This window comes from Thermomonas sp. S9 (assembly GCF_024704365.1).
Classification (GTDB): domain Bacteria; phylum Pseudomonadota; class Gammaproteobacteria; order Xanthomonadales; family Xanthomonadaceae; genus Thermomonas.
This window is the reverse complement of the sequence record NZ_JAJDFY010000001.1, coordinates 289,282-307,125: the sequence shown is the minus strand read 5'-3', so window position 1 is coordinate 307,125 and position 17,844 is coordinate 289,282. Positions and strand designations below refer to the sequence as shown.

11 protein-coding genes and 5 pseudogenes are annotated in these 17,844 nt (G+C 71.8%); 7 read left to right on the top strand and 9 right to left on the bottom strand.

Features of this window, described 5'->3' with window-relative positions:
* The first annotated feature begins 37 nt into the window (after nucleotides 1-37).
* Nucleotides 38-982: an ABC transporter ATP-binding protein gene (locus tag LJB71_RS01515; protein WP_259302823.1), complete on the top strand. Its 945-nt coding sequence runs from the start codon at nucleotides 38-40 to the stop codon at nucleotides 980-982.
* On the top strand, nucleotides 979-1,764 hold the full coding sequence (locus LJB71_RS01510) for an ABC transporter permease (RefSeq protein WP_259302822.1): 786 nt from the start codon (nucleotides 979-981) through the stop codon (nucleotides 1,762-1,764). Before LJB71_RS01515 ends, LJB71_RS01510 begins: the two co-directional genes overlap by 4 nt.
* Before the next feature lie 19 nt (nucleotides 1,765-1,783).
* Here the strand turns inward: LJB71_RS01510 and LJB71_RS01505 are convergent, their stop codons facing one another.
* A complete protein-coding gene (locus tag LJB71_RS01505; RefSeq protein ID WP_259302821.1) occupies nucleotides 1,784-2,575 on the bottom strand; it encodes a TatD family hydrolase in 792 nt (263 codons plus the stop codon).
* A gap of 184 nt (nucleotides 2,576-2,759) precedes the next feature.
* Here LJB71_RS01505 and hrpB point away from each other — a divergent pair.
* Nucleotides 2,760-5,244: pseudogene (gene hrpB / locus LJB71_RS01500) on the top strand (ATP-dependent helicase HrpB).
* 12 nt (nucleotides 5,245-5,256) lie between these two features.
* Here hrpB and LJB71_RS01495 read toward each other — a convergent pair.
* The 3 genes and pseudogenes from LJB71_RS01495 to LJB71_RS01485 all read right to left on the bottom strand — a co-directional run bounded on the left by LJB71_RS01495 (nucleotide 5,257) and on the right by LJB71_RS01485 (nucleotide 9,486).
* Nucleotides 5,257-6,837 (bottom strand): DHA2 family efflux MFS transporter permease subunit, encoded by a 1,581-nt coding sequence (locus tag LJB71_RS01495; RefSeq protein ID WP_259302820.1) that lies wholly within the window; start codon nucleotides 6,835-6,837, stop codon nucleotides 5,257-5,259.
* A 208-nt stretch (nucleotides 6,838-7,045) separates the two neighbouring features.
* Nucleotides 7,046-8,032: pseudogene (locus tag LJB71_RS01490) on the bottom strand (efflux RND transporter periplasmic adaptor subunit); the annotation flags it as partial.
* Complete coding sequence (locus LJB71_RS01485; protein WP_259302819.1) at nucleotides 8,029-9,486, bottom strand: efflux transporter outer membrane subunit; 1,458 nt, start codon at nucleotides 9,484-9,486, stop codon at nucleotides 8,029-8,031. The pseudogene LJB71_RS01490 and the gene LJB71_RS01485, both read right to left, overlap by 4 nt.
* A gap of 254 nt (nucleotides 9,487-9,740) precedes the next feature.
* Here LJB71_RS01485 and LJB71_RS01480 point away from each other — a divergent pair, with 254 nt between their 5' ends.
* Entirely contained in the window at nucleotides 9,741-10,064 is a 324-nt protein-coding gene (locus tag LJB71_RS01480; protein WP_259302818.1) for a hypothetical protein, read from the top strand.
* Nucleotides 10,065-10,098: 34 nt separating this feature from the next.
* Here LJB71_RS01480 and LJB71_RS01475 read toward each other — a convergent pair whose 3' ends face one another.
* Both LJB71_RS01475 and LJB71_RS01470 read right to left on the bottom strand, forming a co-directional pair.
* Entirely contained in the window at nucleotides 10,099-10,908 is an 810-nt protein-coding gene (locus LJB71_RS01475; protein ID WP_259302817.1) for a rhomboid family intramembrane serine protease, read from the bottom strand.
* A gap of 48 nt (nucleotides 10,909-10,956) precedes the next feature.
* Nucleotides 10,957-11,919 (bottom strand): TerC family protein, encoded by a 963-nt coding sequence (locus LJB71_RS01470; RefSeq protein ID WP_259302816.1) that lies wholly within the window; start codon nucleotides 11,917-11,919, stop codon nucleotides 10,957-10,959.
* Between the two features lie 233 nt (nucleotides 11,920-12,152).
* On the opposite strand from LJB71_RS01470, the pseudogene LJB71_RS01465 reads away from it, so the two are divergent.
* From LJB71_RS01465 to rmuC, 3 genes and pseudogenes are all read left to right on the top strand, one after another.
* A pseudogene (locus LJB71_RS01465) lies at nucleotides 12,153-13,338 on the top strand (class I SAM-dependent rRNA methyltransferase).
* A 52-nt stretch (nucleotides 13,339-13,390) separates the two neighbouring features.
* A pseudogene (locus LJB71_RS01460) lies at nucleotides 13,391-14,102 on the top strand (VIT family protein).
* A 40-nt stretch (nucleotides 14,103-14,142) separates the two neighbouring features.
* Complete coding sequence (gene rmuC, locus LJB71_RS01455) at nucleotides 14,143-15,522, top strand: DNA recombination protein RmuC (RefSeq protein ID WP_259302815.1); 1,380 nt, start codon at nucleotides 14,143-14,145, stop codon at nucleotides 15,520-15,522.
* A gap of 18 nt (nucleotides 15,523-15,540) precedes the next feature.
* Here the strand turns inward: rmuC and LJB71_RS01450 are convergent, their stop codons facing one another.
* From LJB71_RS01450 to mlaD, 3 genes and pseudogenes are all read right to left on the bottom strand, one after another.
* Nucleotides 15,541-16,332: a VacJ family lipoprotein gene (locus LJB71_RS01450; protein ID WP_259302814.1), complete on the bottom strand. Its 792-nt coding sequence runs from the start codon at nucleotides 16,330-16,332 to the stop codon at nucleotides 15,541-15,543.
* A 275-nt stretch (nucleotides 16,333-16,607) separates the two neighbouring features.
* Nucleotides 16,608-17,257: pseudogene (locus tag LJB71_RS01445) on the bottom strand (ABC transporter substrate-binding protein).
* Nucleotides 17,254-17,760 carry an outer membrane lipid asymmetry maintenance protein MlaD gene (mlaD, locus tag LJB71_RS01440; RefSeq protein ID WP_259302813.1) on the bottom strand — a complete coding sequence of 169 codons (507 nt, stop codon included), beginning with the start codon at nucleotides 17,758-17,760 and terminating at the stop codon, nucleotides 17,254-17,256. The pseudogene LJB71_RS01445 and the gene mlaD overlap by 4 nt, the downstream one beginning before the upstream one ends.
* Between the last annotated feature and the right edge of the window lie 84 nt (nucleotides 17,761-17,844).

Sequence of the window (17,844 nt, the reverse complement as noted above, 5' to 3'; positions counted from 1 at the left end):
ACCGGCTTGCCGCGCGTCTCCCGCGCCCGAGGCCTGCATGCACCCCGACACCCACACCCCTGCCCTGCGCATCCACGAGCTGCGCAAGACCTACGACAATGGCGTGGAAGCCTTGAAAGGCGTGAGCCTGGAAGTGGCGCCCGGCGATTTCTACGCCCTGCTCGGCCCCAATGGCGCCGGCAAGAGCACCCTGATCGGCATCACCAGCTCGCTGGTGAACAAGAGCGGCGGCACGGTGGAGGTGTTCGGGATCGACCTCGAACGCGAGCGCAGTCGCGCCATGCGCCAGATCGGGTTGGTGCCGCAGGAGCTGAACTTCAACATGTTCGAGAAGCCGCTGGACATCTGCGTGAACTACGCCGGCTTCTACGGCATGCCGCGCCGGCAGGCGCTACAGCGCGCCGAGCAGGTGCTGAAGGACGCCCAGCTGTGGGACAAGGCGGACAAGATGAGCCGCACCCTGTCCGGCGGCATGAAGCGCAGGCTGATGATCGCGCGCGCGATGATGACCCGGCCGCGCCTGCTGATCCTGGACGAGCCCACCGCCGGGGTGGACATCGAGATCCGCCGCGGCATGTGGAAGACCCTGCGCCAGATCAATACCGAGGGCACCACCATCATCCTCACTACCCATTACCTGGAGGAAGCCGAGCACCTGTGCCGGCACCTGGCGATCATCGACCGCGGCCAGATCATCGAGCACGGGCCGATCAAGTCGCTGCTGACCAAACTCGACATGGAGGGCTTCGTGCTGGACGTGGACGGCGAACTGCCGCACCCGCTGCCGCACATCCCCGGCGCGCACCTGAAGGCCACCGACCCGCAGACCCTGGACCTGCAGATGCCGCGCGCGATGGACCTCAACCACGTGTTCGCGGTGCTCGGCGAGGCCGGCATCCGCGTGCGCTCGATGCGCAACCAGAGCAACCGCCTGGAAGAACTGTTCGTGCGCCTCACCGGCAGGCAGGAGGACGCGGCATGAGCGCCCGCCCACCCACCCATCCCAACCTGGTCGCGCTGGGCACCATCGTGCGCCGCGAGGTGAACCGCATCCTGCGCATCTGGGGCCAGACCCTGATGCCGCCGGCGATCACCATGACCCTGTACTTTCTGATCTTCGGTGGCCTGATCGGCGCGCGCGTCGGCACCATGGACGGCATCCGCTACATGGATTTCATCGTCCCCGGGCTGGTGATGATGAGCGTGATCCAGAACAGCTACGGCAACATCAGCAGCTCGTTCTTCGGCGCCAAGTTCGGCCGCCACGTCGAGGAGCTCTTGGTCAGCCCGATGCCGAACTGGGTGATCCTGGGCGGCTACGTCGCCGGCGCGGTGCTGCGCGGGCTGATGGTCGGCGCGATCGTGCTGCTGATCGCGATGTGCTTCACCCGCGTGCGCATTCCGCATCCGCTGGTGACCATCGGCGCGGTGCTGCTGGGCGCGACCATCTTCTCGCTGGCCGGCTTCGTCAACGCGGTGTACGCCAGGAAGTTCGACGACATCGCGATCGTGCCGACCTTCATCCTCACCCCGCTGACCTACCTTGGCGGCGTGTTCTACTCGATCAAGCTGCTGCCCGGCTGGGCCGAGGCCGCCACCCACGCGAACCCGATCTTCTACATGGTCAACGCCTTCCGCTATGGCCTGTTGGGTGTGTCCGACGTGTCGCTGGGGGTGGCCTTCGGGCTGATGCTGGGGTTTACGGCCGCGCTCGCCGCACTCGGCCTGTGGCTGCTCCAGCGCGGGGTCGGGCTGCGCCACTGAGGGCGCAGCGCGCACGCGGTCATTGCGGCAGGCGGAAGAAGGCGGTGGCGGTGGCGGTGGTCGCCGCGGCGGTGGCTTCGATCGCCTCGCCGCGGTCGCGCGCCAGCTCGGCCACGATGTGCGGCAGGAACGCAGGCTCGTTGCGGCGATCCTTCGGTGGCGGGGTGAGCGTGCGCGGCAAGAGGTAGGGCGCGTCGGTCTCCACCATCAGCCGGTGCGCGGGGATGCTGCGCACCAGTGCGCGCAGGTGCTGGCCGCGGCGTTCGTCGCACAGCCAGCCGGTGATGCCGATGTGCCAGTCGCGGTCGAGATAGTCGAACAGCTCCTCGCGGGGGCCGGTGAAGCAGTGCACCACCGCCGGGCCGAGCCGGCCATCGAACTGCTTCATCATCGCCATGAAGTCGGCGTGCGCGTCGCGCTGGTGCAGGAACAGCGGCTTGCCGGTGTCCGCGGCGATCTGCAGCTGGCGCTCGAACGCGCGCCGCTGCGCCGGGCGCGGCGAGAAGTCGCGGAAGTAGTCCAGCCCGCATTCGCCCACCGCGACGATCTCGGGGTGCGCATGCAGCGCGCGCAGTTCGGCATCGCACTCTTCGGTGTATTCGCTGGCGTGGTGCGGATGCACGCCGGCGGTGGCGAACCACTCGCCCGGCCGGCTGCGCGCCAGCGCCAGCACCTTCGGGTTGTGCTCGCGGCTGGCCCCGGTGAGCACGGCACGCGTCACCCCGGCCGCGCGCGCGCGCTCCCAGACCGCGTCGCGGTCGCGGTCGAAGCTGTCATGGCTGAGGTTCAGGCCGATGTCGATGAGTTGCATGGCGAAATTGTAGCCGTCGCACCTCGCGCCCTTGCCGCCGGGCCGCGGCGGGCTTCGCCGCTCAGGCTGCGCATCCGGCTCCGATTCGCGGCCGCGCGCCATCCATGGCGCGCTCGAATCCCCCCGCGGCCCGGCGGCAAGGGCGACGGCCTGGCATGCGTGACTCCTACAATGCGCGCATGCAATTCCCGATCTCCCCCTGCTGCCCGACATCCTCGCCGCGCTGGCCGCACGCCCGCGGCTGGTGCTGGAGGCGCCGCCGGGCGCGGGCAAGACCACGCAGGTGCCGCTGGCGCTGCTGGACGCGCCGTGGCTGGCGGGCAGGAAGATCGTCCTGCTGGAGCCGCGCCGCGTCGCCGCGCGCGCGGCCGCCGGGTTCATGGCGAAACAGCTGGGCGAAACGGTCGGGCAGACGGTCGGCTATCGCATCCGCTTCGAGAACAAGGTCGGGCCGGCCACCCGCATCGAGGTCGTCACCGAGGGCATCCTCACCCGCATGCTGCAGGACGACCCGCTGCTGGACGGGGTCGGCGCGGTGCTGCTGGACGAGTTCCACGAGCGTCACCTCGCAGGCGATCTCGGCCTGGCGCTGGCGCTGGACGTGCAGGCGTCGGTGCGTTCCGACCTGCGGATCGTGGTGATGTCGGCGACCCTGGACGGCGCGCGGCTGGCGGCATTCCTCGACGCGCCGCGGCTGTCCAGCGCCGGGCGCAGCTTCCCGGTCGAGATTTCGCACGTCCCGGCGCGCCGCGACGAGGCGCTGGAACAGCAGGTGCGGCGTGCGGTCGAGCATGCGCTCACCCAGCATCCGGGCGATGTCCTCGTCTTCCTGCCGGGCCAGCGCGAGATCGCCAAGGTCGAGGCGTTGCTGGCCCAGGCCGGGCTGCCCGCCGAGGTGCTGCCTTTGCACGGCGAGCTGCCGGTCGATCAGCAGGCGCGCGTACTGCAGCCCGCGCCCGACGGCCGCCGGCGGGTAGTGCTGGCGACCAACGTGGCCGAATCCAGCGTCACCCTGCCCGGCGTGCGGGTGGTGATCGACAGCGGGCTGGCGCGCGCGCCGCGCTTCGACCCGAACAGCGGGTTCTCGCGCCTGGACGTGGTGGCGATCGCGCAGGCCAGCGCCGACCAGCGCGCCGGCCGCGCCGGGCGCGTGGCCGCAGGCTGGGCCTACCGCCTGTGGCCGGCGTCGCAGCGGCTGGAGCCGCAGCGGCGGCCGGAGATCGCACAGCTGGACCTGGCGCCGCTGGCGCTGGAGTTGGCGGCCTGGGGCAGCAGCGAGCTGCGCTTCCCCGATCCGCCGCCGCCCGGCGCGCTGGCGGCCGGGCGCGACCTGCTGCGCCGGCTGGACGCGCTGGAGGCCAGCGGCGGCATCACCGCGCAGGGACGCCGGATGCTGGCGCTGGGCACGCATCCGCGGCTGGCGGCGATGCTGCTGGCCGCGCGCACGGCAGAGCAACTCGCGCTGGCCTGCGATCTGGCCGCACTGTTGGAGGCGCGCGATCCGCTGCGCAGCCGCACGGATGCGCTGGCCGCGCGCTGGCAGGCGCTGGCCGCGTTTCGCAGCGGGCGTCTCCCGCCCGAGGCCAGCCGCAGTGCGCTGGCGGCGATCGATGCCGCGGCCCGGCAGTGGCGCCGCCGTCTGCGCTGCGATGCGCTGCCGCCTGCAGCGGTTCCGGCGCACGCGCTGGGTGATCTGCTCGCACATGCCTTTCCCGACCGCATCGCCCGCCAGCACCCGCAGGATCCGCGCCGCTATCTGCTCGCGAACGGGCGCAGCGCGCGCCTGCTGGAGGACTCCGCGCTGTACGGCGAGCCCTGAGCTGGTGGCCAGCGCGCTGCGCCTCGAACCCAAGGACGCCCTGTTGCTGCGCGCCGCGCCGGTGGACGAGGCGGTGCTGCGCCGCGAGTTCGCCGCGCATTTCTCCGAAGCCGACGAAGTACGCTGGGACGCCGGGCGGCGCGCGCTGGTGAGCGAGCGCATCGCCCGCTTCGACGGCATCGTGCTGGCGGCGAACTCCACCGGCCGCGTCGATCCCGCGCTGGCTGCGCGGGCGCTGACGGATGCCGTGCGCGACCTGGGCCTGGCCGTGCTGCCGTGGAGCGAGCCGCTGGCGCAGTGGCGCATCCGCGTGCAGTGCCTGCGCACGTGGCTGCCCGAGCTCGGCCTGCCCGACCTGTCCGACGCCGCGCTACTGGCCACGCTGGAGGACTGGCTGACGCCCGCGTTCGCCGGCAAGACCCGGCTGGACGCGCTCGCGGTCGAGGAGCTGGGCGAGGCGCTGAAGGGTCGGCTGGCGTGGGCCTTGCGCCAGCGGATCGATGCGCTTGCGCCGACCCGCATCGCCGTGCCGTCCGGCCTGCAGCGCGGCATCGCGTACGCGCTGGAGGCCGACGGCACGCCGGCGCCGCCGGTGCTGGCGGTCAAGCTGCAGGAACTGTTCGGCCTGGCGGACACACCGCGCATCGCCGACGGCCGGGTGCCGCTGACCCTGCACCTGCTCTCGCCGGCCGGTCGCCCGCTGCAGGTGACCGCCGATCTGCGCGGGTTCTGGGAGCGCACCTATCCCGAGGTCAGGAAGGAAATGAAGGGCCGCTATCCGCGCCATCCATGGCCGGACGACCCGTGGAGCGCTACCGCCACCCACCGCGCCAAGCCGCGCGGGACCTGAGCGTCGCCCCGCTCAATGCGCCGGCGCGCCGCCGGCGCTGCCGAACGGCGGGCGCGCCCACCACACCAGCACGATCATTGCCACGAACAGGCCGGAAAACAGCAGGAACAGGTCGTTCACTGCCAGCGTGAACGCCTGCAGATTGATGGTCTGGTCGGTGAGGGCCAGCGCCTGCGCCCGGCCCATCCCGACGCCCTGCAGGGTGCCCAGCCACTGTTCGGCGGCCGGGCGCGCACTGGTGACATGCTCGGTCAGCATCGCGTGGTGGTAGTCGGCGCGGTGCTGCCATAGCGTCACCGAGACCGCGGTGGAAATGCTGCCGGCGATGGTGCGGAAAAAGTTGGACAGCCCCGAGGCGTTGGCGATCTCGTGCTGCGGCAGCCCCGACAGGATGATCTGGTTGAGCGGAATGAAGAAGAACGCCACGCCCATGCCCTGGATCAGGCGCGGCCAGATCAGCTGGTCGAAGCTGGCCTGCGCGGTGAAGGTGGAGAACCAGTGGGTGGTGAAGGCGAATACCAGGAACGCGAAGCTGACCATGACCCGCAGGTCGGCCTTGCCGATCAGGCGCCCGACCAGGGGCGAGAAGAACACCGCCAGGATGCCGACCGGCGCGGTCGCCAGCCCTGCCCATTCCGCGGTGTAGCCCAGCGTGGTCTGCAGCCACAGCGGGTAGATCACGTTGATGCCGAAGAAGCCGAACATGCCGACCGACAGCGCGATCACGCCCACCCGGAAATTGCGGCGCTTGAACAGCGACAGATCCACCACCGGATGCGCGTCGGTCAGTTCCCAGGCCACGAAGAAGGTCAGGCAGACCAGCGCGACGATGCCGAGCGTGGTGATCAGTGGCGAGCTGAACCAGTCCTTGTCGTTGCCGTTGTCGAGCATGAACTGCAGCGAGCCCACCCCGATCACCAGCAGTGCCAGCCCGATGCGGTCGATCGGCACCTTCTGGACCGGCGTCTCGCGGTCGCGCAGCAGGGTCCACACCACCAGCGCCGCCAGTAGCCCGACCGGCGCGTTGATGAAGAAGATCCAGTGCCAGGAATAGTTGTCGGTGATCCAGCCACCGAGGATCGGCCCGAAGATCGGCGCCACGATCACGGTCATCGCCCACAGTGCCAGCGCCATCCCCTTCTTCTCGTTGGGATAGTTGGCCAGCAGCAGGGTCATCGACAGCGCCACCATCGGCCCCGACACCAGCCCCTGCAGCAGCCGGAACAGCACCAGCATCGGCATGCTCGTAGCGAACCCGCACAGCATCGAGAACACCACGAACAGGGTCACCGAGGCGGTGAAGGTGCGCACCTCGCCGAACCGGCGCGCCAGCCAGCCGGTCAGCGGCTGCACGATCGCGCTGGCCAGCGAGTAGGAGCTGATCGCCCAGGTGCCTTCGGACACGCCGACGCTCAGGCTGCCGGCGATGGTCGGCACCGAGACGTTGACGATGGTGATGTCCAGCACCTCCATGAAGGTGGACAGCGCGATCGCCAGGGTCAGCAGCACCAGCGCGCCGCCGCGCAGCGGCGGCTTCGCGGCGACCGCCGGCGGCGGCAGGGCGGCGGTGTCTGTCGCGGCAGCGGCGGCCATGGCCGGTCGTCAGCGTCCGCCGTTGGCGGCGATGATGGCGTCCGCCGCACGTGCGGCGGCGTCGAGGTCGTGCGCGTACACATCGGTCTGGCTGACCGCCGCCGTCGGCGGCTGAGCGGGGCAGGCGCGGCCCGGACTGGTCGCGGGTATCGATGTCCACTTCCATCGACAGGCCGATGCGCAGTGGATGCGCGCGCAACGTGTCGTTCGCATCCAGCGCGATCCGCACCGGCACCCGCTGCACCACCTTGATCCAGTTGCCGCTGGCGTTCTGCGCCGGCAGCAGCGAGAACACGCTGCCGGTGCCCGCGGCGATGCCGGCCACCTTGCCGTGGAACACCACGCCGCTGCCGTACAGATCGCTGGTGAGGGTCGCCGGCTGGCCGAGGCGGATCTTGTCCAGCTGGCTTTCCTTGAAGTTGGCATCCACCCACAGATGACCGAGCGGCAGCACCTTCAGCAGCGGCTGCCCGGGCGCGACCAGTTGGCCGACCTGCACCGCGCGCTCGGCGACGATGCCGTCCACCGGGGCCACGATCGCGGTGCGGTGGTCGGCCACCCAGGCTTCGACATAGGCGGCGCGCGCCAGCTGCACCGCCGGATTCTGCGCAACCGCCACGCCCTCCACCAGCGCGCGCTGCGCGCGTGCCTGCCCGCTGGCCTGCGCCAGCGCCGCGCGTGCGCGCTCCACCGCTTCGCGCGCATGCGCCACTTCCTCCGGCGGCACCGCTTTCTCGGCCAGCAGCGGCAGGCGCCGGCGGTAGTCGGCCTCGGCCTGCGCCAGCGCGATCTTCGCCTGCGCCTCGGCGGCGCTGGCGGCGGCGGCCCCGCTGTCGGCCTGGCGCGCCTGGCGCACGGCCTGCGCCAGCGCGGCGGCGGCGCGCTGCAGCGCCAGTCGGGTGTCGGTGCCGTCCAGCCGCACCAGCACCTGGCCGGCGCGCACCAGGTCGGTGTCGTCGGCGTAGATCGCGGTGACGGTACCGCCCACGCGCGCGCTCACCCCGACCTGGTGGCCGCCGGCGTAGGCGTTGTCGGTGGTCTGCCGCAGCGAGAACACGAACAGCCACAGCAGCAGCCAGGCGATGCCGGCGAGCGCGAACAGCGCGGCGATCGCCAGCAACACGCGCTTGCGCTTGCCGTTTCCGTTGCCATTGCTGGGCGCGGCAGGGGCGGCGGAAGGAGTCGGCGTGCTCATGGCGTGGGGGCGTCCTTGGAAACGGGGGAAGGCGCGGCGGCGGACGGGTCGGCATAGCCGCCGCCGAGGCTCTGGATCAGGGCGATGTCGGCCGCCAGCCGCGCGGCGGACAGGACGCGCGCGGCGTCCTCGGCCTGCAGCAGGGCCAGTGCGGCCTGGGCGCGGCTGCGGTCGTCGCCGAGCCCGGCGTGCGCGCGCGCCTCGGCATTGGCCTGCATGGCGCGCGCGGCCGTCAGTGCGGCGGCCTGCTGTGCCGCCTCGTCGGCCAGCTGGGTGACGGTCAGCGCCTGCTGCTGCACCTCGCGCGCGGCCTGCACCACGCTGGCGTGGTAGTCGGCGATCGCGGCGTCGAGCTGGGCCCGGCGGAGGCCGTAGCCGGCGCGCAGGCGGCCGCCGTCGAACAGCGGCAGGCTCAGCGCCGGCTGCAGCAGGGCCACCCGGCTGCCGGCGGTGAGCAGCTGGCCCAGGTCGATGCTGGACAGGCCGAGCAGCGCCTTCAGGCTGAGATCGGGAAAGAAGGCCGCGCGCGCGGCGGCCACGTCCTGCACCGCGGCCTCCACCCGCCGGCGGCTGGCGGCCACGTCCGGGCGGCGCGCCAGCAGGTTCAGGGAGGCATCCTCCGGGAGCCCGCCGGTCATGGCCGGCAGTGGCCGCGCCTGCAGCGCCGGCAGCGCGTCCGGCGCGATCCCGAGCAGCGCCGCCAGCGCGATCCGGCGGCCTTCGGCGCTGGCGGTGAGCGCGGTGCGGGCGCGCTCGGCCGCGGCCAATGCGGCTTCCGCCGCATGCACCGTGTCACTGCTGTCGATCCCGCGCGCGGCGCGCGCGCGCGCCAGCGCCAGCAGGCGCTGCTGCGCCTCGATGGCGCGCGTGGCCAAGGCCAGTCGGGCCTGGTCGGCCTGCCAGCCGAAATAGGTCTGCGCCACCGCCGCGGTCAGCGCCAGGCGCGCGGCGTCCGCCTCCGCGGCGGCGGCACGGGCCTGGTCGGTGGCGGCGGCGACCTGCGCGCGGTGCTTGCCCCACCAGTCCACGTCGTACTGCAGCTGCACCCCGAGATCGGCCTGGCTGTACCAGGTGAAGCCGAGGAACTGCACCGGGAACAGCCCGTGCTCGCTGATCCGCTGCCGCTGCAGGCCGGCGCTGGCACCGACGTAGGCATTGCCGGCCGCCGCCTGCGCGGCGATCGCGGCGCGCGCCTGCGCCAGGCGCGCCTGTGCCTGCGCCAGGCTGGGTGCCTGGGTCAGCGCGCGCTGCATCAGCGCGTCCAGGGTCGGATCCTGGTAGTGCGTCCACCAGTCGGCGACCGGCCATGCCGCGCGCGCGTCGCCGCCCGAGGTGGACAGCGGCGCGCGTGCGTCCAGCGCCGGTGGCGGCAGGCGCGGCGGCGCGCCGGCGCAGGCGGCCAGCAGCACTGCGGCCATGCCGGCCAGCAGCGGACGAAAAGCAGAGGGATTCATGCGCAGATGCGCTCCTTGGTGGCGTCCATCAGTCCCAAGAGCAGGTTCCAAGAGCAGGGGGCAAGGGTTTCCGGAAGCAAGCCCGAGCGCGGCCAGCGTGCCGGGCACCCCGGCGTCGCCCCGGCGCTCGGGGAGTGCGTACGGAGATGGTAGCGCGGCGGATGGCGCCGGCGTCATCCCGCTCACGATCCATCAACGGACGCTGGTGGATAGTTGCCCCGGCCAGCAGGCAAAAAACGATGACGGAGGAGTGCATGCGCAAGTTCGATGACACCCAGGACCGGGCGCGGGAACTGATGGGCGAGCTCGGCGACGGCCTGCGCAAGGCCCTGCCGGGCAGCGCCAAGCAGTGGCTGGAGACCGGGGCCGCCCTGGCTGCGCTGCGCGCGGGCACCAAAGTGGCCGGCGGTTTCGTGCGGCGCAATCCGCTGCTGGTGGGCGCGGCGGTGGCCGGTGCCGGCCTGCTCTGGTACGCCGCGCGCCAACGCGCCCGCCGGCAGGCGGCGCTGGAGGGGCAGGCGCGTCAGGTGCACGCCCTGCGCCGCGGTGAATACGAGCAGGACGACTACGGCGTTTGAGCGCGAGGGCCGCGAGGATCTGCCTGCGGGGTGGTCAATCGCCCCCCCTCGCGGGGGGTTCGATGGACGATGCCGCAGGCCGCCGCAGGGGCGCCACCGTGTCTGCACCCGATACGAACGCCGGGCGCTGCCACAGCACCGGCACGTCCGCGGGCGGTTCGAACAGCACGGCATCCGCAGCACTGCGTTCGCGCGCGGTCGCTTCCTGCTGTTCCTCCAGCTCCCAGCTGTAGGGCGCGCGCGCGGGCGGCGGGTCGCTGCGGCGGAACAGGAAAGCGGCGAGCAGGCCGGCCAGGGCGCCACCCAGGTGCGACTGCCACGAAATGCCCGCCTCGCGCGGCAGGATGGTCAACAGCATCCCGCCGTAGAACAGAAAGCCGATCATCCCCGCGGCGATCGCCGCGCGGTCGCGCCGCAGCAGGCCCAGGGTGAACACCAGAAAACCCAGGCCGTGGGCAAGCCCGCTGGCGCCGAGGTGGTGGCTGCCGGGATCGCCCAGCAGCCAGGCGCCCAGCCCCGAACCCAGCCACAGCAGCGGCCATGCGCGCAGGGTCGCCTTCGGATACACCACCAGCGCCAGCGTGCCCAGCACCAGCAGCGCGAAGGAATTGGCCAGCACGTGCTCCAGCGCGCCGTGCAGCAGCGGCGCGGTGAACACGCCCACCAGGCCGGCGGCGGTGCCGGGGGTCACTGTCAGGCCGGCCCAGTCCACGCCCTGCCGGTCCAGGGCGTGCTGGGCGAGGAAGCAGGCCCACAGCAGCAGCACGAAGCCGCCGCTGGCGAGCATGGCGCGGCGCAGGCGGCGGCGGTCCTGGCGCGCGGCGGTGGCGGCAAGCGTGTCCATCGCAACGACATGGGGCGCGCCGGCGCCGACGCAAGGCGCGCCCTGCCCTCAGCCGTGGCCGCTGCGTGCGGCCGGCGGCCGCAGCAGGCTCAGCGCGATGGTGGTGCCGATGATCGCCGCCACCACGCCCAGCGCCAGCAGCACCGGCGGCTTGTACAGGTCCACCAGCAGCATCTTGGCGCCGATGAACGCCAGCACCAGCGCCAGGCCATAGGGCAGCAGGTGGAAGCGGTCGGCCATGCCCTGCAGCAGGAAGAACATCGCGCGCAGGCCCAGCACCGCGAACACGTTGCTGGTCAGCACGATGAACGGGTCGGCGGTGATGGCGAAGATCGCCGGGATCGAATCCACCGCGAAGATCACGTCGGTGATGCCGATCATCGCGATCACGATGAACAGCGGGGTGAACTTGCGCCGCCGGCCGCTGCCGATCCACAGCGCGCTGCCCACGTAGCGGCGCACGAACGGCACGTGCGCGGTCAGCCAGCGCAGCACCGGATTGGATTCGAGGTCGGGCTCCTCGCCGGCCGCGCGCCACATCTTCACCCCGGTCAGCAGCAGGAATGCGCCGAACAGGTAGAGGATCCAGTGGAACCGGGCCAGCAGCAGCGCGCCGGCGAAGATCAGGATCGCGCGCAGCACGATCGCGCCGACGATGCCGATCACCAGCGCGCGCTGGCGCTGCAGCTCCGGCACCGCGAAATAGCCGAAGATCATCAGGAACACGAAGATGTTGTCGACCGCCAGCGCCTTCTCGACCAGGTAGCCGGTCAGGAACTCCATGCCGATGCGCTCGCCTTCCGCGGCGCCGAAGCGCTGCCCGGCCTCCCACCACAGCCAGGCGTTGAAGGCCAGCGCCAGCGCGACCCAGCCGAGGCTCCACCAGGCAGCCTCCTTGAACGTGACCTTGTGCGGCCCGCCGTGGCGCATCAGCACCAGGTCGGCCACCAGCGCCAGCAGCACCACGCCGGCGAATACCAGCCAGAGAAAGGGGGTTGCGATCGTCTCCATGCCATGCTCCGCAGGGGAAGGTACGAGCGGCGCAGGCGTCCATGCAGGGACGCATGGAAAAGGGGCGCGCTTCGCCGTTCGGCGAAGGTCTCATCCACAGGCCGGCGGCCTGCCGCGGGGCCGGGGCGGGATGTCCGGCAAGGACATCGGCCCGTCATGACGACCGTCGCGCGCGGGATTACTCCCCTTCTTCGGTGACAATACCCGATCCCGCCCGCCCGTCGTCAAGCCCCATGTCCGAGCCGTTGCCCGTCGTCCGCCTGAAGAACGCCTGGAACTCCACCCATCCATGGATCTTCCAGCGCCTGGTCGAAAAGCCCGCGCAGCGGCCCAAGCCCGGCAGCATCGTCGAGGTGGTCGGGGTGGACGGTGCGTTCATCGGGCGCGGCTTCTACAACGGCCACTCGCGGATCGCCCTGCGCATGCTGGAGCGCGACCCCGACGTGGCGGTGGACGCCGGCTGGTTCGTGCGCAAGATCGGGCAGGCGGTGCAGCTGCGCCGCGAGATCCTGCGGCTGGACGACATCTCCAACGCCTGGCGCGTGGTCCATAGCGAGGGCGATGGCATCAGCGGGCTGGTGGTGGACCGCTACGACGACCTGCTGGTGGTCGAGTTCTTCAGCGCCGGCGCCTGGCGGCAGCGCAGCATCATCTTCGACGCCCTGCGCGCGCACTTCCCCCGGCTGCCGCTTCCACAGCTTCGCGGATGAGCACGTACAGAAGCAGGAGAGCTTCGACTACAAGGACACCCAGGGCACCGAACCGGCCATCGTCACCGAGCACGGCATCCGGTTCCGCGCCGATCCGGCCGGCGCGCACAAGACCGGCTTCTTCGCCGACCAGCGCGAGAACCGGCAGTGGCTGAGCCAGCAGGTCGAAGGCAAGCGGGTGCTGGACCTGTGCTGCAACACCGGCGGTTTCGCCGTGTACGCCGCGGTGCGCGGCGCGGCCGAGGTGGTGGGCATCGACATCGACCCGGCGGTGATCGAGATCGCGCGCGCGAACGCGCATCTCAACGCGGCGCTGATCGGCACCCGCAAGCCGCGCTTCGTGCAGGCCGACATCTTCCCGTGGCTGCGCGACGCCGCCCTCAACGGCGAGCGCTTCGACGTGGTGATCCTGGACCCGGCCAAGATGACCCGCGACCGCGAGCAGGTCATCCCGGCGCTGAAGAAATACCTCGACATGAACAAGCTGGCGCTGGGCGTGGTCAAGCCCGGCGGGCTGTTTGCCACCTTCAGCTGCACCGGCCTGGTCAGCGAGGAGCAGTTCCTCGACATGCTGCGCCGCGCCGCGTTTTACGCCGGCCGCACCGTACAGGTGTTGAAGGTCGCCGGCGCCGGCCCCGACCACCCGTGGCTGGCGCAGGTACCGGAATCGCGCTACCTGAAGGCGGTATTCTGCCGCGTGCTGGACTGAACGCGAGCGCGCGTGCTGCGCGCCTTGCCCCCAATCGAGCCGAGGGATCCCCATGCCTGCCGAGTGCCACCACCATCACCACGAGGTCCATCGCAGCCAGCACTCGGGCTGGCTTGCGCGCCGCGGTGCTGGGTGCCAACGATGGCCTGATCTCCACCAGCAGCCTGGTGCTCGGCGTGGCCGCGGCGCAGGCGGCGCCGAGCACGATCCTGCTGACCGGCATCGCCGGGCTGGCGGCCGGCGCGCTGTCGATGGCGGCCGGCGAGTATGTCTCGGTCAGTTCGCAGGAGGACGCGGAGCTGGCGGATATCCGGATGGAGCGCAAGGCGCTGGAACAGCATCCCGAGGCGGAGCTCGAAGAGCTGACCCAGATCTACATCGGGCGCGGGCTGGAGCCGGCGCTGGCGCGCCAGGTGGCCGAGCAGCTGACCGCGCACGATGTGCTGGCGGCCCACCTGCGCGATGAAGTCGGCATCCACGACCTGCAGCGCGCGCGCCCGGTGCAGGCGGCGCTGGCCTCGGCCGCCGCGTTCACCGTCGGCGCATTGCCCCCGGTGCTGCTGGCGTGGCTCTGGACCGCACCGGGCCTGTCCGCCGTGATCGTCGCCAGCACCCTGCTGCTGCTGGCCGTGCTGGGCTATGCGGCCGAGCGCGTCGCCGGCGGCGGCGGCCTCAAGGGCGCGCTGCGGGTGCTGCTCTGGGGCGCCCTCGCGCTTGCGGTCACCGCCGGCATCGGCCGGATCTTCGGCATCAGCGCCGGCTGAAGTCGCAGGCGCTGCGACCGCGCGCCGCTACACTGGCGCGATGGAGACGAACACCCTGCTTCTGGTCGTGCTGTTGCTGGCGGCGCTGGCCGCGCTCGTGATGCTTGCCCTGCTGCTGGTTCGCGGCCGCGGCGAGGGCCTGGCCGAACTGCTGCGCGCGCAGGCGCGCGAAGGCCGCGACGAACTGCGCGCCCAGCTCGACAGCTTCGCCCTGCAGCAGGGCCAGCGCATCGATGGCTTCGGCCTGCAGGTGCAGGCGGTGGCCACCCGCACCGACACCCGCCTGGACGAGCTGACCGCGCGCACCGACGCCCGCCTCGAGGAGCTGCGCGCCGCGCTCACCCACGATGCCCGCCAGGCGCGGCTGGAGCTGGCCACGCAGCAGCAGCAGCACGCCGAGTCGCTCGCGGCCGGCCTGCGCGAGCTCACCCAGCGCAACGAGGTGCGCCTGGGCGAGCTGCGCGCCACCCTCGAGCAGCAGCTCACCACCCTGCGCGAGGACAATGCGCGCAAGCTCGAGCAGATGCGTGCCACCGTGGACGAGAAGCTGCACGCCACCCTGGAGACCCGCCTGACCGAAAGCTTCGCCAGCGTCCACCAGATGCTGGCGCAGGTGCACCAGGGCCTGGGTGACATGAGCAAGCTGGCGGCGGATGTCGGCGGTCTGCAGCGGGTGCTGACCAACGTGAAATCGCGCGGCATCTTCGGCGAGGTGCAGCTGGCGGCGCTGCTGGAGCAGGTATTCGCGCCGGAGCAGTACGCCGCCAACGTGGAGACCGTGCCCGGCAGCAACCGGCGGGTGGAGTTCGCGGTGCGCTTCCCTGGAACCACCGGCGAGAGCGCGGTGTGGCTGCCGATCGACGCCAAGTTCCCGCGCGAGGACTACGAGCGCCTGCTGGACGCGCAGGAGCGCGGCGATGGCGAGGCGGTGCGCGCCGCCGGCGAGGCGCTGGAACGCGCGGTGCGGCTGCAGGCGCGCGAGATCCGCAAATACGTGGCCAGCCCCTACACCACCGAGTTCGCGGTGATGTTCCTGCCGACCGAAGGGCTGTACGCGGAAGTGCTGCGCCGGCCCGGGCTGTTCGAGGCGATGCAGCGCGAGCACCGCATCACCCTGGCCGGGCCGACCACCCTGCTGGCGCTGCTCACCAGCCTGCAGATCGGCTTCCGCACGGTGGCGATCGAGAAGCGCTCGGCCGAGGTGTGGCGCATTCTCGAAAGGGCCAAGACCGAGTTCGGCAAGTTCGGCGACGTGCTGGACAAGGTGAAGGAGAAGCTCGACCAGGCCAGCAAGCAGATCGAGCAGACCGGGGTGCGCACCCGTGCGATCGAGCGCAGCCTGCGCGAGGTGGACGTCGCCGCGGAGGCGGGTGGCGATGCCGCGCCGCGCCTGGGCGGGCCGGGCGGCGCGGCGCCCTGAGGCGGTGCCCGGGCCGGATCAGGGCTGCCGCGCAGGCTCCGGGTTCTCCGGTTCCACCGGCGCATCCATCAGGTACGGCGGCAGCGCATCGATGCCCTCGTCGCCATGCCTGCGGTCGTTCTCGATCAGGTAGCGGCGGCGCGCCAGCCAGGCGTCGCGGGTCAGGGTGTAGTCGTCCGGCGCCGCCTGGCGCAGCGCGTCCAGGTTCAGCAGGCTGGCACGCAGATCCACCGCCTGCAGGGCGCGCAGGCCGATCCGGGTGCGATCCTCCTCGACGTAGGTCAGCGGCGAGAGTTCGTAATCGCCGGCCTTGCCGAAGGCGTCGCGCAGGGTGCTCGGTCCGAAGAACGGCAGCTCCAGGTAGCGCGATTCGCGCCAGCCCCAGCGCGCGAAGGTGCGCCCGAGGTCGGCGCTGTGGCGGTGCATCTTCAGCACCTTGCCGGCCGGGTCGAACAGGCCGCCGATGCCGATGGTGGTATTGACCAGGAACCGGCCCAGGGTCTCGATGGCCTCGCCCGGGCGGCCCTGCAGCAGCAGGTTGGCAAAGGTGACCGGGGTGCCGAGATTGTCGAAAAAGTTGCCGACCCCGGTGCGCACCGGCGCCGGCACCACGGTGGCATAGGCGCGCGCCAGCGGGCGCATCACCGCGTGGTCCACCGCCAGGTTGAAGGCATGGACGCGGCGGTTCATCGGCTCCCACGGGTCCAGGATCGGGGTGATGTCGCTGCTGCCGCCCACGCCCGCGCTGCCGTAGATCGCGGCGTAATCGGCGTCCGCGGCGTCGGCCGAGGCGTCGCTGGCGGCCAGCATGGCGCCGGACAGGGGCGCCTGGCCGTCCGCGGCCGGTGCAGCGGCCGCATCGGTCTTTGCGGGGCTGGCGGCGTTGGCCGTGGCGACGGCGGGCGCGCCGGCCGCGGGTGCGGCGACAGGCGCGGCCTGGTCCGGGGCGGCCGGGGCCTGTGCAGCCGCGCGTGCCGGGGGGCATCCGCGTGCACGGCCTGGCCGGCGCACCCGGACAGCGCCAGCAGCAGGAGCGGAGTGAGCATCAGACGCGGCATGCGGCGTTCTCCCGGGGCGAGCGGACGTCAGCGCCCGCCCGTATTGGTCGCCGCAGGGGCGATGCCATTGCGCAGATCGGCGGCGACCTGCGCGATCGACTTCTGCTGCAGCGGGCCGTCGAACTGAGCTGCGGAAGGTCTGCACGTAGGACACGCCTTCGATCATCACGTCGAAGATCTTCCAGCCGCCATTGTTGCGCACCAGGTAGTCCACCGGCACCGGCGCGCCGTTGTCGCGCAGCAGCTCGGTCGAGACCTTCACCCCCGCGCCCGCCGGGCAGCGCGGTCTCGCCCTTCAGGCGCAGCCGCGGGTGGCCCTCGAAATCCAGCAGGGCGCTGCTGTAGCGCTGCATCAGGTTGTCGACCAGCGCGTCCGCGAACAGCTTGACGTCGGCGTCGCTGGCACCGCGGCCGTGGAGGCCCAGCACCAGGCGCGCGGCGTACAGGCTGTCGAAGTTGGCGCGCAGCGCGCCATCGACGTAGCGGCGCAGGGCGGCCGGATCCTTGCGGAACTCGGCGCGGCGCTGCTGCAGGGTGGCCAGGATCTGGTTGCCGGTGGCGACGATCTGCGGACCGGGATTGGCGGCGGCGGCCGGCGGGGTCTGCGCCAGCGCGGGCGCGGCGGCCAGCAGCGGCACGCCGAGGGCGAGGGAGAGGCTCAGGAACAGGGTTTTCATGGCTTGGCTTCCGTGGGAGTGGGGGCCGTGGCCGGCGCCGGAGTCGGCGCGCCGCCACCGAACATGTACTTGCCGGCGAGCTGGATCAGATCCACCGCCGGCTGGGTGAAGGCGATCTGCTCGCCGGGCTTGAGGTTCTCGGGATCGCCGCCGGGCTGCAGGCCGACGTAGCTGTCGCCCAGCAGGCCGCTGGTGTAGATGCCGGCCGAGGTATCCGCCGGGAGCTGGTAGCGTGAGTCGATGTCCAGCGTCACCACCGCGTTGTAAGTCTTGGGGTCCAGCGTGATCGCGGCGACCCGCCCCACCGTCACCCCGCCGATCCGCACCGGCGCCTGCAGGCGCAGCTGGCCGATCGAGGTGAAGCTGGCGCGCAGCGAATAATGCGCGCCGCCATCGCCGAACTTGCGGTTGGTGGATACGAACGCGAGCACCAGCAGGGATGCCAGCGCCACCAGCAGGAAGGCGCCGACTGCGAATTCGATCCTGGGGCGACGGATTGCCATATGCGACCTCTATACGTACGAAGAGGGCGTCCCGGACGCCCCGATTTTCATTGGCCTCCCGCGCGGACAGGCGCGAGGGTGCGT